Here is a 17,029-nt window from a genome sequence, read left to right as displayed (position 1 = left end):
TCCCCCTTTATTACCAATTATCACAAAGTTCATATAATTGAGTAAACTTTTATATTGACGGTTTATTCTGAATAATCAGTCGTATACTAGCCCTAGGCTTCTCCAAATTTCTTTTCCTTACATTTCCTATCAATCGCTAGAGTATCCTCAAATCCACCGACAACAACAGACAAACCTCAACTAAATTACCAATTTTATGGATGGTGCCTGGCACCTAGGAGGTTTTTCCCATAACTTTTATTTTTATCCTACAACGTCTTCAATTTTCTTCTTTCATATGGTGAACAGGAATTTTTTGCTATACTTATTTTTGAGTGAAATGGGTTGAGGAAGGTTGGTGGATGGTTTGTTTAAAATTATGCTGATTGAAGATGATGCCACCTTATTTCATGAAGTAAAGGATCGGTTAGAGACATGGTCCTACGAGATACATGGTGTTTCTGATTTTTCGAAAGTTTTTCAAGAGTATACGTTGTTATCACCTGATTTAGTGATAATCGATATTCAGTTGCCTAAATTCGATGGGTTTCACTGGTGTCGAATGATTCGCACACACTCAAAGGTTCCTATCATTTTCTTATCGTCGCGGGATCATCCCACCGATATGGTCATGTCTATGCAATTGGGAGCCGATGATTATATTCAAAAACCTTTTCACTTTGACGTGCTAATCGCTAAAATTCAAGCGATTCTCCGCCGCGTTTACAACTACAATACGGAAGAAACCGTGCTGAAAACTTGGTCTGGAGCAACGATTGATTACGAGAAAAATATTGTGACAAATAAGCTAGGTTCAATTGAATTGACGAAAAATGAAATGTTTATTTTAAAGGAACTCATTGCACATAAAAACAAGATCGTTTCTCGAGAGGCTTTGATGAAAAGCTTATGGGAGGACGAACGTTTTGTAAGTGATAATACCCTAACAGTAAACGTAAATCGCTTGCGGAAAAAATTAGAGGAACTTCAAATTGGTAGATTCATTGAAACAAAAGTTGGACAAGGATATATCGCAATAGAAGAGGAAGCTTCTAATGGTTAAAAATTTTTTATTAGAAAGACGAAGGTGGATTCTTTTCAGCTTTCTGTTTCCAATTTTACTTGTGATCGTTGCCTATCTTGATCCTGCCCTCCCGCTAAAATCAATCTACTATGTCCTGTTTTTATGGATCATTCTGTTTCTTTTCTTTCTAATCATTGCCTATATAAAAGAAACAAAATTTATCAAAAGTATTGAAGATTGGTACGAAGACCTCGATATAAGCTCGATTACCAAAGCCGAAAGTCCTTTTGAGAAAATCATTCAAGAGCGACTTTTTAATCAAACAAATCGGCTCAAAAGTGAAGCTTCTCTCCAGAAAATTCAATCTGAACAAGAAAAAGATGATTTGATGGCATGGATTCATGAAGTGAAAACACCGTTAACGGCGATGTCGCTCATTATCGATAGGATGGAAGAAACTCCACTGAAATCTCAGCTAGCTTATGAATGGCTCCGAATCCATCTCTTACTTGACCAACAACAGCACCAAAAGCGGCTTCCATTCATGGAAAATGATTTATATATTGAAAAAGTCGATTTGCAAAAAATTGTGTTTACTGAAGTGAAATCGCTCCAATCTTGGTGTATGCCAAAAGGCATTGGTTTTGATATCGATTTGCAAGAAACAGTGTTGCTCACAGATGCGAAATGGCTTAGTTTCATCTTGCGTCAACTGATAACTAACGCGATAAAATATAGCGAAAAAGCAGACATTGTAATTACAAGTCGAGTCAAGGATGACCACATCATCATAGAGGTGACTGATTTTGGTCGTGGAATTGCTCCAAAAGATTTACCAAGGATCTTTGAAAAAGGATTTACGTCTACAACCAATCATCAAGATTCAGCCGCAACTGGAATGGGCCTTTACTTAGCGGAAAAAGCAGCAGAATCGTTAAATATTGTGATTCAAGTAGAATCTGAATTAGGTCTCGGGACTACTTTCACACTCATTTTTCCAAATAAAAATGAATTCGTGAATCTTGCAAGCATGTGACAAAAATGTCACATGCTTTCCTCATTTGTTACCTCAATCGCAGGAAAAGTCACGTTGCCATTTTTATAATGAAATTATGAACAAAAAGGAGCGTGCGGAATTGAAGATATTGGAAGCAAGTAAAATTTATAAAAGTTACGGAAATAAGTTTAATAAGCAAGAGGTTTTGAAAGGTGTCGACCTTTCGATTCACCAAGGAGAGTTTATCAGCATTATGGGTCCCTCCGGTTCGGGAAAAACCACCTTGCTAAATGTGCTTTCGTCGATCGATAAACTGAGTAACGGCTCGATTCTAATTAATGGTCAAGAAATGACCAAACTAAAAGAAAAACAACTCGCAGAATTTAGAAAGGCGCATTTAGGTTTTATTTTTCAGGAGTATAATCTTCTAGATACCCTAACGGTAAAAGAAAATATCTTATTGCCATTAACACTTTCAAAAACCTCTCGAACCGTAGCTAATCATAAATTCAAAGAAGTCGCCGAAGAACTCGGAATCTTCGAGTTACAAGACAAATACCCGAATGAACTTTCTGGTGGTCAAAAACAACGAACATCTGCTGCTAGGGCTTTCATTCATGAACCGAGCATCATCTTTGCTGACGAGCCAACAGGTGCACTAGATTCAAAATCTGCTTCTGATTTGCTGAATAAACTAAGTCAATTAAATCAAAAACGTCAGGCAACAATCTTGATGGTCACTCATGACCCAGTTGCCGCGAGTTATTGTAGCAGAGTTATTTTTATCAAAGATGGACTGATTTTCACTCAACTGAATAAAGGGAACGAAACAAGACAAGCGTTTTTTAAAGACATTATGCGAACACAAGGTGTTTTAGGTGGTATTCAACATGACCAGTAAGCAACTTCTATTTCGGAACTTAAGAAAGAATTTAAAAAACTATTCTTTATATGTGTTTGCCTTGATATTTAGCTCTGCCCTATATTTTTCGTTCGTTACACTTCAATACGATCCATCAATGGATGCAGCGGAAGGATCGATTAAAGGGGCCGCAGCAATTCGAACTGCTTCCATTTTATTGATTGCCATTGTCGCCATCTTTCTGTTGTATGCCAATAATCTTTTTATCAAACGGCGAAGCAAAGAAATCGGCTTGCTGCAATTAGTCGGGATGAATAAAGGGATGATTTTCCGACTACTAAGCGCTGAGAACTTTATGCTTTATTTTGGATCACTGTTAATTGGGATCTTTATTGGGTTTTCCTTTTCCAAATTAATCATCTTGTTGTTATTTAAAATAACCGGCGTAGAATCGATAGCGACATTGAGGTTTTCAACGGAAGCTCTTCTGCAAACGTTGATTGTGTTTTGTATGATCTATCTTTTGATTATGCTTATTAATCATCTTTTCATCAAAAGACACACGATTCTCGCTCTCTTTCGGGTAACTTCTTCAACAGAAGAACAAATCAAGAAAGTGACGTTTTTGGAAATGATGATGGGAATCATCGGTCTCTTCTTAATTGTTCTCGGATATTATATTTCATCGAAATTGTTCGGCGGCGATTTTACAACGATTACGGAATTATTCCTGGCAATGGTCATTATTTTAGGGAGTGTAATTATTGGAACCTACCTTTTCTATAAAGGTTCGATCCGATTTATTTTTCATCTTATTCGCAAACGAAAAAACGGCTATCTGAAGGTTAATGAAGTCGTTTCGCTTTCGTCTGTAATGTTCCGGATGAAATCGAATGCTTTGTTATTAACCATCATTACGACGGTTTCTGCACTTGCGATAGGTTTATTATCATTAAGTTACATTTCCTATTATTCGGCCGAAAAGACTGCTAAAGATTATGTAGCCGCTGATTTCTCTTTTACTGATGAAGATCAAGCGTCAACCTTTACAGAGACGTTAAATGAAAATGGAATTGAATTCGAGGAAAGAAGCACTGAAGTCATCCAAGTTGAAGTAGATTTATCACACATTTCCGATGGCGATATTGAAGGAGATCTAGTGGAGGGTACGGTCCTTCCTGTCGTCAGCGATACAGCGATTGAACATATCGACTTATCTTCTGGTGAAGTCATTCTATCAGGATATAACGACTTACTTCAAAATTTTATCCGTTTAAAAGACACTGGTGCACTTGAGTTGAACAACCAAAAGTTTACTTATTTAGGTTTAGAAGATGAGTTTATAGTCTCTGGCTATTTTACTAGCGGAGGTTTACCTGTGGCAATCGTTGATGAGGAAGTGTTTACAAAGTTCGTGACCGAAGCAAATCCTGACATTCAAAAACCGTCTAATACGTTTTACGGTATTGATATTACGAATAAAAATCAACTAAAAGAAGCAAACCATTTTTTCAATGAAATCATGGCAACAAGCAATGGACCTCATGAATCCCAACTCAATTTAAGCAATAATCAAAAAACAAATATGGGTTTCATGATGTTTATCGTTGCCTTTTTGGGATTAACGTTTTTAGTCACTTCAGGATGTATTCTCTACTTTAAACAAACAGGTGAAAGTGAAGAAGAGAAGCCAAATTATACAGTTTTAAGAAAGTTAGGTTTTACTCAGAACGATCTTTTAAAAGGTGTCCAACAGAAACAGTTATTTAATTTCGGGATCCCCCTCCTACTCGGTTTATTTCATAGCTATTTTGCTGTCAAATCTGGATGGTTTTTATTCGGTAGTGAGCTTTGGACACCAATGATCGTCGTGATGTTGCTGTATACTGTATTGTACTCAATTTTTGGCCTCCTTTCTGTTAACTACTACCGTAAAGTGATTCGTGACGCTCTATAACGGTAAGTGACATATTTTAGGGACGCTGCAACATGAGAGAACGCGTAGCAAGAATAAAGCAAAACAGGATCCTTTCCGAGCACAGTCTCCTCCAGTAGGGCACTGTGCTTTTTTGTGTAACGTCAGGAATTTGGGGACTTTCTTTTAAAGGCTACATATTCCCTACTTTATTGGTAATTATATGAAAGGAAAAGTTTCCCGAAAGGACGTAACGCCTATGGATGATTTATTGATTGCCCGTTCCCTGTTTGGAACCACGATGGCCTTTCATATTATTTTTGCGACGATCGGGGTTGGACTTCCCCTGATGATTCTGACCGCAGAGCTTCTTTATCAAAAATCAAAGGATCTTGAGTATGTGGTGATGGCCAAACGCTGGACGAAAGCGTTTGCCGTGTTATTAGGAGTTGGGATTCCAACAGGAACGATAGCTGGAACGCAATTATCGTTATTATGGCCAGGTTTTATGGAAGTGATTGGTCGGGTTATGCCACTGCCGTTTCAAATTGAAATTTATGCCTTTTTTATTGAAGCTTTATTTATGTCCATCTATGTATATGCAGCGGAACGAATAGCTCCGTGGATGCGGATTGTCAGCTTAATTTTAGTCGCATTAGGGGCTCTTGCTTCAGCTGTGCTGATTACCAATGTTCATGCGTTTCAAGGAACGCCGGCCGGTTTCCGAATTGAAGACGGCAACATTGTAGATGTTAATCCATGGGCTGCTTTCTTCAACGCTAGCTTTTTCGTAACAGCTGGCCATGTCGCCTTATCCGCTTACGTGACTGGTGCGTTTGTTGTTGCTAGTGTGGCAGCGTTTAAAATGCTTCGCAATGAGTATGGCTCGAGATTGTATAAGTTTCATCAAAAAGCATTAATGATTAGCCTTGTTGTTGGGGGCATCGCCTCATTCGGAACAGCCTTAAATGGGCACTCAGCTGCTCAATACTTACATGAATATCAACCAGAAAAGCTCGCAGCTGCGGAAGGGTTATTTGAAACACAATCTCATGCCCCGCTAGCAATTGGCGGCATTACCGACCGTGAAACAGAATCAGTAAAATGGGGAATTGAGATTCCTTGGGCCTTGAGTTTCCTTGCTGGGAACAGCTTTGATACGGTTGTTGTCGGCTTGAATGATTTCCCTGAGGAATGGTGGCCACCTTTGTTCATTCATACCTTATTTAATGCAATGGTCCTGATTGGGTCTTTATTGATCATGATTGCGTTTGCCGGGATTGTATGGAAAAAGTTTCTGAAAAAAGATCGTTTTCCAAAATGGTTTTTATGGTTATTGGTCACTTCGGGGCCATTAGCTGTTGCTGCGATTGAATTCGGTTGGATCTTTGCATGTACTGGACGTCAGCCTTGGGTCATTTATCGAATTCTTTCAACTGCTCAGGCCGCTACTACTGCGACGGACCTTGGCTTGTTGTTTATTTTATTTATAGCGGTTTACATTATCCTCGCAATTGCTGTTGTGTTGGTCTTGCTTTATTACTTTAAGAAAAATACTGTCTTGGATGATATTAGACGAGCGGAAGATAAAAATGTTCAACTATTTAGTTCTAACTCTTAGGGGGCTTTCGTTATGACGGACGCACTAATTGCAATTACTGTGCTTTGGGGATTTGTGTTTATTTACGCTGTAATGGCAACCATGGATTTTGGTGCAGGATTTTGGTCGATGATTTACATTAACCGTGAAAAAACAAAAGCAACGAATATTGCCAATCGCTATCTCTCCCCTACATGGGAAGTAACAAATACGTTTATTGTTGCGCTGGTCGTGGCGGTGTACAGCTTGTTTCCGACTGCTGCTTATACGCTTGGAACAGTTCTTTTAGTTCCAGGAAGTATGATATTATTGTTACTTGCGTTAAGAAGTGCGTTTCTCGTCTTTTCTAATATCGCTACAGAATATCGCAAACCATTAACGTATATTTCGGGCATTACGGGGATTTTGATTCCGGGACTATTAATCAGTGTGCTCCCGATTACACATGGGGAATTTGTTGACTATGAAACGGGATTTGCGCAACTTAATCTTGGAGAGTTGTTTACGAGCCCAAATGTATATGCGTTTATTGGGTTTGGTATTAGCAGTACACTGTTTCTATCATCTGTTTTGTTGGCGGATTATTCAAAGGTCTCGCATGCAATGGACGCATATCAAGTGTACCTTCGTGATGCAAGAATTTTTGGTCCAATTTCATTAGCGATGGCGTTTCTGATTATGTTGACCTTACGAGGGGAAGCGCCTTGGTTATATGATAAAATGATGGAAGATTTGCCGCTGCTATTGTTTTCATTGGTCTTCTTTTTAATTGGCGGTGCTGGTTTATTTCTTCCCTCGTTTTTCGAAAAAGGGGTTCGCGGGATGCCTCGGCTTGCAATGATTGCTGTGACCATTCAGTATTTGGTGGCAAGTTATGTATATGGAAAGGCTCATCTTCCGTATATTGTCTACCCTGGCGTGACGATTGAATCCGCGTTTACTGATCCAAATTCATTTCGCGCCGTATTTGTCACCTACATCGTCGGCTTTGCAATTCTATTTCCCGGATTTATTTATTTCTGGAGCTTATTTATGCACGATAAACGCTATTTGCGCCAAAGAAAACCAAAAGAAGGAACACAATCATAATGTGGAAGAAAAATGGAAGGTGCCAGGCACCTTCCATTTTTCTGTAAACTTAATTAATGATGGTTTGAATGGTCAATGGTTTGCTTTAAGATGCTATTCACATGTTCATCGTCACAGCTATAGTACACAGTCGTTCCCTCTTTGCGAAATTTAACAAGGCGAAGATTTTTTAAAAACCGCAATTGATGAGAAACGGTTGATTGAAGAAGGGAAAGCCTCTCAGTAATTTCATTGACTGAGTGTTCTCCCTGAAATAATAAATGAAGAATGCGTAAACGAGTTGGATCCGATAACGCTTTAAAGGTTTGCGAGACAATAAATAACGTTTCTTCATCCATGACCTGGTATTCTTTTTTATCCAAGGAAAATCAACCTCCTTCCCGACGTTTGTTTCCTACTTTTACTTAATTAGTTCCTGATAATGTTTATTGTAAGTCTAATTTTATCATAAGAAGATTTTTAAATTCGTTGAACGTATCCCATTGGCTATATTTAGCAAAAAACTCATCAACATTTAGAAAAGCAGCAGTATTTGAGGAAAATACCTAAGTCTAGTTGCAGTTTCCATGCTTGCTTGGACAACCAGCTTCTTCCGATTCTACTTGGATGGTACAATGATCGACCCCAAATTGGTCGTGAAGCAAGGTTTGGGCATTGTGAAGAACGTCATCATGTTGTCCGTCGCGTGATATCGAAATATGACAGCTTAACATCGGAACACCAGAAGTAATGGACCAAACATGCAAATCATGTACTGATTGAACATGGGTCAAAGAAGAGAGAGCCTTTTTCAATTCTTCAATGCTCAGATGATCTGGTGAACCTTCCATCAGCACATGAAGTGAATCTTTCATGACTCTCCAGCCACTGAATAAAATCAAACCGGCCACAATGACACTTGCAATCGGATCTGCAATTCCCCAACCAAAGAAATAAATCAACAGCGCCGCAACGATCGCTCCAACTGATCCAAGCATATCTCCAATTACATGGAGAAACGCACTGCGAACATTTAGGTTTTCATCTTTATCGCCACCCATTAACATCCACGCCGCGAGAATATTGACCAATAGCCCAATAATCGCAATCGTCAACATTCCAAGACTTTGGACTTCCGGTGGATTCAAAAAGCGATCAATCGCCTCATAAAAAATGAAAATAGCAATGATGATCAGTGTGGCCCCATTTATCGCCGCCGCAATAATTTCAAATCGTTTAAAGCCAAATGTTTTCTTAGCTGTCGCACTTCTTTCTCCAAGTTTGATGGCAAATAAACTTAACCCTAGAGCGGCCGCATCACTTAGCATGTGCCCTGCATCAGATAACAACGCTAAGCTATTCGTTAACAAACCACCAATAAATTCAATTATCATATATGTTGCAATCAGCAGAAACGCCATAAATAACGCTTTTTTATTGTTCGTATGATGGTGGTGCCCATGACTATGACCGTGTCCATGCCCGTGGTGGTGATGTCCATGTGAATGACCGTGACCCACTTCAACCCCTCCTAATGTTTATCGATTCAAATATGAATATATGCTCATATTTACATTATGTAAGAAAACAACAAAATGTTCAATCCTTTTTCAAAAATCAATTATAATTAGTATATGGAATGTTCCGCCCCTTAAAAAATAAGAGGCTGATTGGTTTGTAAAAAAATTAAAGATTGAGTTCAAACTAATATAAATAGAAAGGACTTTCCCAATGATTCTACTTGAGCGCAATGAGAGCTTTTTAATGGTAACGCAACAAGATCATGCGAAACTTTCCGGAGAAATTGCGAGCAATTGGAAACGAAATTATTTTGCAGGTTTCGAACGAAAGGATGATGTCATCCAAGCAATTTATGAGCATGATCGGTGTTGGATTGAGTTAGACAAAAAGCCACTGTGGAATGAAGAGAAACAACAGCCCTACTCGTTTACGGATTATCCTGCAAAGCCTAAACTTGATGCATATACAAGAGGAATTGATGAAGTGAGTAAACTGAGTACTTACGCAGCTCTTTTATGTAGTTTGCACTACACGTCGTTTCTGGAAGATTCGACAGATTCCCTGGCAATATCATTTTGCGAACAAGAACGAGTCCGGCAGAGACTGATTTTTAAACAATTAGGCAAGGTAGGAAACAAAAAGTTCCTTCAGGAAGTTGACGAGCATGTTAAATTGCTTAAGTTTTGTGACAATCTTTCGTTGTATTTGTGCTTAAATGAGCCAGGAGGTCCTAAAGCAAACGAACATCCATTTTTTCGCAATGGATTTCCGCAACGTTTTTGGTTTTATCGCGAAAAGATTCATGCGCATTGGCAAACAAAAGAAACGGTCACCTTAACTTTCTTACCTTTTTCTCAAAACCTCCAGCTTACTCTGCCTTATAAAAACGTAAATAAAAACCAAATTCATATAGACGGTTTGGCAAAGGCGTACGCAGATACTCCCTTAAGCTATCGAGAATTAGAGATCAAATAAGATAAATATAAAAAAAGTTGGCAAGCCCAAAAGGTAGTGTTTCCTTGTGGTTTGCCAACTTTTTATTGCGTTTTCAACAAAGTTTCTGTAGTCTCCACCTCCAGCCCCGTTGAATCCTGCTACCGTTTTCTTTTCATAACTTCTACTGGGGAGTCTGGTTACGATAGAGGTTCGCTTTTCAATATATAGGCGTCGTCTATGCCAAATTCCTTTAATGCTTCGAGTTGTTTCTCTGCGTTTTCCTTTTTCGAAAACGCTCCTACCTGAATCCGGTAAAATACCTCATCGTCTATAACATAAGGAACCATAAACGCGTCTATGTCATCTTCTTTAAAGTTTGACACTTGTTTTTCGGCATTTTGTTTGTTCTTAAACGAACCGCCGATCACAAGATATAGCTCAGAATCCAGATCCGCAGGAATTAAAAGTTGCTCCCCAGCAAAAATGAGATCACTGGTGAGACCATTCAAGTCTTTTATTTCTTCTACCGTTAAACCATATTTTTTCGCAAGACGATATAGTGTATCTCCTTTTTGAATTGTAATAAAGCTGTGCCTTGCTGCTTCATCAGCTGTCGCTCCTGCAAGACCTGAGCTAAATGCGTACATGCCGGCTGTTACAACCAATGAACTTAAGAAAAGTTTAATGGTTGTTTTTATTTTTCTCATTTGAATCACCCCCGTTATTATACCGTACGCAAGAGGGTGGAAATATTCTCCAATTTAATGCACCCAATTTTGCTTATGGAGAAAATTTGCTTGAACAGAAAAAAGCCCTTTTCTTTTTGAAAGAGCTGTTTTGGACAGACAGATAGTTGTTAAAATTCTAAACCTCGATGTGAATTGATATTTGTGAAAAGTTAAATAAATCTTGTAGGCTCTTTTCGCGTAAATTTGATGTCTAAATACGAAACGTCGCTACATAAGAAATTTGAGAAAGAGCCTCCTTCATTAAAATTAGATTGAACTGCTTGTAGACAGCATTTACGATGTCTTTTTTTGATGGTCGTCCATTTGAACAAGTAAACCTCGTTTGATCCAATATTCAAGATGCTCGACTGGAAACACCCCTCTACCATTGGATTTATCCATTTGGATAATGACGCTGTTTGGGTTCACTTCAAGTATTGTCAATGATTCAGAACGACTAAGATTCGGCATAAAGCCATTTTTGATCTCAAATTGCATATTTTTATCAAGATTCACGAGGAGACCTCCTTTATATATCTTTTAATCTTATCTTTCCCAAACTCTTCGTTTATATCCATATAATGGATTGCAGGAACCAAAAAAATGGATGGTGCCAGGCACCATCCATTTTTGGGATTAGCTAGTATATTGTTGGTTGTTGTTCATGATGGCGGCTACTTCTCTTAAGCGGCTAACGCGGTTATTTATTGGGTATTTGGTCAGTTCTTTGATCACTAAAGAAGAGATTTCTGGGAGTGTAGGGTGATTACTTTCGAAGCCGGCAATTAGTTCTTGGCTAAGGAGTTGAACTTTTAAAACACTTTGCTCAACGACCATCTTTGCGAGTTGTTCTTTCAATCTTTCGTTCTCCTCACCATTTTGGTTAATTGCTTTAACAGAACGTAACACGGCCGATTCTGCTGCGTATAATTCAATGGCGATATCAGATAGCTTTATCACAGTTTCTTGTTCGTCCGCAAATTGGTTGCCGTATACTTCATAAACCAATCCGGCTAATGCAAGGTAGGCTCTCCGAATGGACGCCACTGCTTTTCTTTCGGCTGCTAACGGACCGCTCACTTCCATCACTTTTCCTTCCCGGAGCTCGCGAACGGCGTTCCAAATTGCTTCTTTACCGGCTAATTCTCCTTTGGCCATTTTCTTGTAAAAATTCCCGGTAATCAATAATCGGTTAATTTCATTGGTTCCTTCAAAAATTCGATTGATTCGTGAGTCGCGATATGCTTGTTCAATAGGATATTCTGCAATAAAACCAGAACCTCCATGTAATTGCAGCGATTCGTCCACAACTTGATCCAATGTTTCCGATCCGTACACTTTACAAATGGCACATTCTAACGCATATTCCATCATCCGGACACCGACCAGTTTTTGATCCTCGGTATCATATACATCTCCTAATGCATCTTCAATTAAGTTCGCTGTGCGATATAACAAAGATTCAGCGGCATAAATTCTCGCTGCCATTTTTGCTACCTTTTCTTTGCTGGCACCAAACTCAGCTATCGTTTTGCCAAACTGCTGACGTTCATTTGTATATTCAACCGCTAGTTTTAACGCTTCTTTCGCTCCGCCCATACACGCGGCGCCAAGATTAAAACGACCAAGATTAAGGACATTTAACGCAATCACATGGCCTTTACCAATCTCTCCTAGCACATTTTCGACGGGAACAAGGCAATCTTCCATAATCACAGATCTCGTCGACGACCCTTTGATGCCCATTTTCTTTTCTTCTGGTCCAAGTGATAAACCTTTGAAGTCTTTTTCTACAATAAATGCCGTTAATTTTTCTCCATCAACCTTGGCATAGACAATAAATGTGTCTGAAAAGACTGCATTGGTAATAAAGATTTTGGTCCCGTTTAACACATAATGTGTCCCTTCCTTATTTAAAACAGCAGTCGTTTTCGACGCTAATGCATCTGAACCTGCTGAAGGCTCTGTTAAACAATAAGCTCCTAAATATTCACCAGAAGCTAATTTTGGTAAATATTTTTTCTTTTGCTGTTTCGTCCCCCAGTAAGTAATCGGGAGCGTTGCGATACACGTATGATTTGATTGGGCTACTCCATATCCACCCGTTCTCCCAACGGTTTCCCCAACGATGATTTTACTAATCTTATCTAAACCAATCCCACCATATGCCTCAGGAATGCTATGCCCTAATAACCCCAGTTCTCCAGCTTGATGCAGCAAACTGACTACACGCTCAAAATCTTGGTTTTCAATATCCTCACGATATGGGCGCACTTCTTTCTCAATAAATTGTTTAGCTGTCTTTTTAATCATCTGATGTTCATCGGTAAAATCTTCGGGAGAAAACACCATTTCTGGAGTTGACTCTGAAATCAGATACTCCGCACCCGCTAATTTTCTCACTTTCTCCAACAACATCCCTTCCCTTCTTATAAAGTGAAACTTCATTCAGTGGGAGTTTTGTCCACCCGAACTGAATGTTCGTCACGCATACCCCGATTGATTTTTCTAAGCGCTAAGGAAAGTTTTAGTTCACCAATCGGGCTGTTGACTTTCAGTTGATCCCCTACTTATCCTCTTTTGGTCTTCCTCAAAACTTGATGTGGGGGGTAGTACTGCCAGTTAATGTGGAATAAAAAAGCTGTTTGGCTAGAATTTTCCTCTCAAACTTACAAATCAGTCCCATTTTCTCGATGATTCTAGCTCCCCACAAATTTATGCATGAACAAACTTGAACATGCATGGCCTGACAGCTCTTTGGAGGTTTTCATATCAGAAATACGATTAATGATTTTACAAATTTCTAAATATTTTGTATTGTTTTTATTAGTTTAATAGAAAAAAGGATTGGTCCATATGAAAAAGAAGATCTGGATTATGGTATTGCTCATAGTAGGTTTGTTCACAGGCCTTTATCTACTTATCATCCTTAATCCCCCTATGGAAACGGGTACGCTTGCGTCGAATGGTGATCGGCATGTGGTTGTCGTAGGTGTTGGAAATAAAGGCATTCATGAAGTGAAAATAGCAAAAGTTACGGTCAATAATGATGAAGAGCCATTCAAAACAAAGATTCAAGTTAGTCATGCGTTACAAGGGTTTATTATTGTGGATGATGAAACAAATAAAGAAGCGAAAAAATACAATTTTAAAAGCTTAGAAGATGTGGGAATTCAAACCGGGACAGCTCCTTCGACTATTTTAGAAAAACAGAATACGAACAAAGCCACGGAAGATGATAAATTATACGGAATTACCGTGTTCCATCATGAGCCCATTCGGCAAGTAACCATTTATTATCGTTACTTAGGTGTCTCATTTCGTGAATCGGTAAGTTTTCAGTAAAGGCTCTTTCTGAAAATTTGTTGCTTTTGAAAAAAAAGACTGAGTGGTCTAGTTTTTACAAGAAATAGCTTAACTCAAGAGAAAAACTCATCCCACACAAATAGGCTCGCTGATTAGCGAGCCTATACGTAATTTTTGTCAGTATTCCTATTAAGGATTTTCTTTTCGTCAACACACATATTGCCAAACTTCATCATCCACTGCTGGGTCCCACTCAACTATTTTATGATTCTGTTTGGGTTGGTTATTGATTTTACTAGATTTTGAGTCATTCACTATTTCATATAATGATTCAGCTTCCTGCTCATCCATTTCATCGATTAAATGATGCAAACGTTGTTTTACTGATTTCACTTTGCCTCACCCTTTCTAATGAAGACTATACCACTTAAATTTAATAAAAAGTGAATGTTCACGTACTCTTCAATAATTTGTCACGGGACATTCTTTTTTAGTGTGAAAGATTGCTGGCCTATAAGGAATTGATAAACCATTTTAGCCTAAAATTAAATGAAAATAACATCAAAAAGACCGGGAACGATTTATATTTTTTAAAATGTATATATTTTGTTTTATAGGATAATGAAAATAAAACGACCTAGGGGGATAATATGGATAATCAATTTAGGAAATTCTTGAACATTTATTTAGAGGCTTGGCGTGCTTCCTCATTAACAGAAATAAGAGATTTAATTTCAAAGAATTACAAAGGCAGAGAAATTACAGGTGGAGAGATCGTTGATTTTGATTTTGAAGAATCTATACTTGGTTGGGAACAAGGATTTACTTTTGTTAAAGAAAATAACGCTCAATGGAACCTAAAAGAAATTTCTATTCTTCCATTAAGAGTTGATGAGATGTTAGTTATAATATCTGCATCTATTATTTTACAAGGCGAGGAATTAAAAACTGCAAACCTATTTTTCCAGACCTTTGAAAAAGGTAATTCTAACGATTGGAAATTGATAAGAAGTTATATTGAAACAGGTATACCGATCGAAAATCTAGGGAGTATGAAAATCAACTAAAGACATTTAGAAAGGGTTCCCCTTTTTGTGATATATTCAGAAAATTCAAATATATAAAAGAGAACGAGAAAAATGGAGATTTTGCCCACTTTTTTGAAAAAAATGACCTAATATGCGTTTTACATCTATTTGCACTTTTATAAAGGTAGTAATAAAATTATCTAAAATAATCAATAAAGGTGGTTAATATGATTCAATCAAAAGTTAGCAAACTAGGAATGCCCTATTTGCATTTTGGTGTTGGTGAGCCACTGGTGTTGATACATGGTCTTGGTGAAATAAAAGAGGGGTGGGTGAACCAGTTTGAGTTAGCCGATCAATACGAATTATTTATTCCAGATTTACGCGGTCATGGCGAACATGACCTTAACAAAGAAATTTCCATATCCCTATTTGCCACAGACATTATTCAAATGCTTACAGAAAACAGTATTGAAAGCGCTAACATAATGGGGTTGTCAATGGGCGGTGCTGTTGCTCAAGAAATATTCCGGCAAGCACCTGACAAATGCCGGTCGCTGATTTTGGCGAGTACCTTCCACTACTTTCCGAAACAATTGGCACCGCTGTTCTTAAAATATCGTAAGAATAAAGTAAAAAAGTTAGCTTCACATCAAACAAAACAATCAGCAGCGGAACTTGCGCTGTATTCATGGAATCAAGATGGACTTGACGAATTCGAAGATCATTTCCACCCAAAACAAGAATCATTTATAAAATCCCTTCAAGCCTGTTTAAACGTAAATAACTTAAAACTTTTACGCAAAATCAATGTGCCCACGCTCGTGATTAGTGGACAATACGATGCCGTAATCCCTGTTTGGATTCAGGTGTGGATGCATAAACTGATGCCTCATTCTGAATTTATCATCATGAGAAATACCGGTCATGTTGCTAAATTAGAGGCAAAGGACCGCTTCAACACCTTAGTCCGTGATTTCCTAAGCAGGAATGGCACGTTGTCTGAACCACTAGAAAAACAAAATATTATATAATTAGTCATTTTTTCCACTCCCTAATTCGTATATATGGTAAAAAACGGATTTTCCTCAAGCGAATACTTCCCTTTTCGTCACGTTCCCTTACAAGTTGAAAATAAACTCAGAAAAATCAAACATTAATTTACAAAAATTTGTTATAATGGTTTTATCCGTATGAAAAAAAGGAGATTGACTAACTGAGGCTTAATTGTTCCTGCTAATCCTTTTTTAAATAAAACCATTATTCTAAAGGAGGAGCTCTATGTACAAAATCAAAGAAAAAGAAAAATTATTTATTTACACAGGTCCAGATGGCTCAGGTAGAAAAACGATTGCCAAGATGGTAGCGACTGCTTTTGATATGGAAACAGTATTAAGTTATACGACTCGACCACCTCGGCATTATGAACAAGACGGAGAAGATTACCATTTTGTAACAGTGGAGCAATTTAAACTCATGCAGGAAAATCAAGAGTTTCTTGAAAGTGTCGAGATTGATGGCTTTCATTATGGCATCCGCGAAGAAGATATTGTCAAAGCCTTCGAATCTCATAATCTCGTGTACTTAACGTTAAACCCCGAGGGAACCGAAAAACTAAAGAATATGTATGGTGACAAGGTTATGCGTTTCTTCATATATGCGGATCGCGAAACCGTTATTCGGCGCCAAAAAGAGCGGGAAGATAACGCTGAAACGATAGAACGTCATATGAAACACTATGATGAAATCATGACTTATAAAAATCAGTGTGAGCATGTGTTTGAAAACTACGACCGACCGCAAGTTTCTTTTCAAATTAGTGAAGTAATTGAAAAGTTTTTAGACCGGGACTTCATTGTCACGGATTATTAAAAAAACCGGAAGCGGATCGTTCCTAGGCGATAGACTAATTAATTTAAACATTGTTGGGACTTGTTGGATTTTATCAGCGGGTCCCTTTATGATTTCATACTTGATAATGAATGAAACTAGCATTCTAGATAATTCTTCGCTTTGATCACAGCATTGACCGCGTATTGGAAAGCTCTCCAGCAATAAAATTGCT

The 17,029-nt window shown here is 38.1% G+C and carries 17 protein-coding genes; 11 read left to right on the top strand and 6 right to left on the bottom strand.

Annotated features, from left to right (window positions below):
* Positions 1 to 346: 346 nt before the first annotated feature.
* From M3182_RS09070 to M3182_RS09045, 6 genes are all read left to right on the top strand, one after another.
* Positions 347 to 1,042, top strand: a complete 696-nt coding sequence (locus M3182_RS09070) for a response regulator transcription factor (protein WP_251557899.1) — start codon at positions 347 to 349, stop codon at positions 1,040 to 1,042.
* Entirely contained in the window at positions 1,035 to 2,039 is a 1,005-nt protein-coding gene (locus M3182_RS09065) for a sensor histidine kinase (RefSeq protein WP_251557755.1), read from the top strand. The genes M3182_RS09070 and M3182_RS09065 overlap by 8 nt, the downstream gene beginning before the upstream one ends.
* A gap of 100 nt (positions 2,040 to 2,139) precedes the next feature.
* Entirely contained in the window at positions 2,140 to 2,901 is a 762-nt protein-coding gene (locus M3182_RS09060; RefSeq protein ID WP_251557753.1) for an ABC transporter ATP-binding protein, read from the top strand.
* Positions 2,891 to 4,819, top strand: coding sequence for an ABC transporter permease (locus tag M3182_RS09055; protein WP_251557751.1), 1,929 nt, complete (start codon positions 2,891 to 2,893; stop codon positions 4,817 to 4,819). The genes M3182_RS09060 and M3182_RS09055 overlap by 11 nt, the downstream gene beginning before the upstream one ends.
* 217 nt (positions 4,820 to 5,036) lie before the next feature.
* Positions 5,037 to 6,398: a cytochrome ubiquinol oxidase subunit I gene (locus tag M3182_RS09050; protein WP_251557750.1), complete on the top strand. Its 1,362-nt coding sequence runs from the start codon at positions 5,037 to 5,039 to the stop codon at positions 6,396 to 6,398.
* Between the two features lie 12 nt (positions 6,399 to 6,410).
* Positions 6,411 to 7,466 carry a cytochrome d ubiquinol oxidase subunit II gene (locus M3182_RS09045; RefSeq protein WP_251557748.1) on the top strand — a complete coding sequence of 352 codons (1,056 nt, stop codon included), beginning with the start codon at positions 6,411 to 6,413 and terminating at the stop codon, positions 7,464 to 7,466.
* 53 nt (positions 7,467 to 7,519) lie between these two features.
* On the opposite strand, the gene M3182_RS09040 is transcribed toward M3182_RS09045, so the two are convergent.
* Together M3182_RS09040 and M3182_RS09035 are read right to left on the bottom strand one after the other, a co-directional pair.
* Positions 7,520 to 7,804, bottom strand: a complete 285-nt coding sequence (locus M3182_RS09040) for an ArsR/SmtB family transcription factor (RefSeq protein WP_251557897.1) — start codon at positions 7,802 to 7,804, stop codon at positions 7,520 to 7,522.
* Positions 7,805 to 8,017: 213 nt separating this feature from the next.
* Entirely contained in the window at positions 8,018 to 8,965 is a 948-nt protein-coding gene (locus tag M3182_RS09035; RefSeq protein ID WP_251557746.1) for a cation diffusion facilitator family transporter, read from the bottom strand.
* A gap of 211 nt (positions 8,966 to 9,176) precedes the next feature.
* Between M3182_RS09035 and M3182_RS09030 the strand changes: the two genes are divergently transcribed.
* Complete coding sequence (locus M3182_RS09030; protein WP_251557744.1) at positions 9,177 to 9,941, top strand: DUF3891 family protein; 765 nt, start codon at positions 9,177 to 9,179, stop codon at positions 9,939 to 9,941.
* Positions 9,942 to 10,099: 158 nt separating this feature from the next.
* Here M3182_RS09030 and M3182_RS09025 read toward each other — a convergent pair whose 3' ends face one another.
* The 3 genes from M3182_RS09025 to M3182_RS09015 form a co-directional block, all read right to left on the bottom strand.
* Positions 10,100 to 10,609, bottom strand: coding sequence for a LysM peptidoglycan-binding domain-containing protein (locus M3182_RS09025; RefSeq protein WP_251557742.1), 510 nt, complete (start codon positions 10,607 to 10,609; stop codon positions 10,100 to 10,102).
* A gap of 315 nt (positions 10,610 to 10,924) precedes the next feature.
* Entirely contained in the window at positions 10,925 to 11,146 is a 222-nt protein-coding gene (locus M3182_RS09020; protein ID WP_251432812.1) for a hypothetical protein, read from the bottom strand.
* A gap of 120 nt (positions 11,147 to 11,266) precedes the next feature.
* Positions 11,267 to 13,048: an acyl-CoA dehydrogenase FadE gene (locus tag M3182_RS09015; protein ID WP_251557740.1), complete on the bottom strand. Its 1,782-nt coding sequence runs from the start codon at positions 13,046 to 13,048 to the stop codon at positions 11,267 to 11,269.
* Positions 13,049 to 13,486: 438 nt separating this feature from the next.
* Between M3182_RS09015 and M3182_RS09010 the strand changes: the two genes are divergently transcribed.
* Positions 13,487 to 13,975 (top strand): hypothetical protein, encoded by a 489-nt coding sequence (locus M3182_RS09010; protein ID WP_251557738.1) that lies wholly within the window; start codon positions 13,487 to 13,489, stop codon positions 13,973 to 13,975.
* Positions 13,976 to 14,143: 168 nt separating this feature from the next.
* On the opposite strand, the gene M3182_RS09005 is transcribed toward M3182_RS09010, so the two are convergent.
* Positions 14,144 to 14,329: a hypothetical protein gene (locus M3182_RS09005; protein ID WP_251557736.1), complete on the bottom strand. Its 186-nt coding sequence runs from the start codon at positions 14,327 to 14,329 to the stop codon at positions 14,144 to 14,146.
* A 257-nt stretch (positions 14,330 to 14,586) separates the two neighbouring features.
* Between M3182_RS09005 and M3182_RS09000 the strand changes: the two genes are divergently transcribed.
* The 3 genes from M3182_RS09000 to M3182_RS08990 all read left to right on the top strand — a co-directional run bounded on the left by M3182_RS09000 (position 14,587) and on the right by M3182_RS08990 (position 16,836).
* Positions 14,587 to 15,003 (top strand): flavoprotein, encoded by a 417-nt coding sequence (locus tag M3182_RS09000; protein WP_251557734.1) that lies wholly within the window; start codon positions 14,587 to 14,589, stop codon positions 15,001 to 15,003.
* A 188-nt stretch (positions 15,004 to 15,191) separates the two neighbouring features.
* On the top strand, positions 15,192 to 15,998 hold the full coding sequence (locus M3182_RS08995) for an alpha/beta fold hydrolase (protein WP_251557732.1): 807 nt from the start codon (positions 15,192 to 15,194) through the stop codon (positions 15,996 to 15,998).
* 247 nt (positions 15,999 to 16,245) lie between these two features.
* Positions 16,246 to 16,836 (top strand): guanylate kinase, encoded by a 591-nt coding sequence (locus M3182_RS08990; protein ID WP_251557730.1) that lies wholly within the window; start codon positions 16,246 to 16,248, stop codon positions 16,834 to 16,836.
* Positions 16,837 to 17,029: the final 193 nt, after the last annotated feature.

It is taken from the genome of Mesobacillus maritimus (genome assembly GCF_023715205.1).
Lineage (GTDB): Bacteria > Bacillota > Bacilli > Bacillales > Cytobacillaceae > Mesobacillus_B > Mesobacillus_B maritimus_C.
This window is presented reverse-complemented; position numbering and strand designations above follow the sequence as displayed.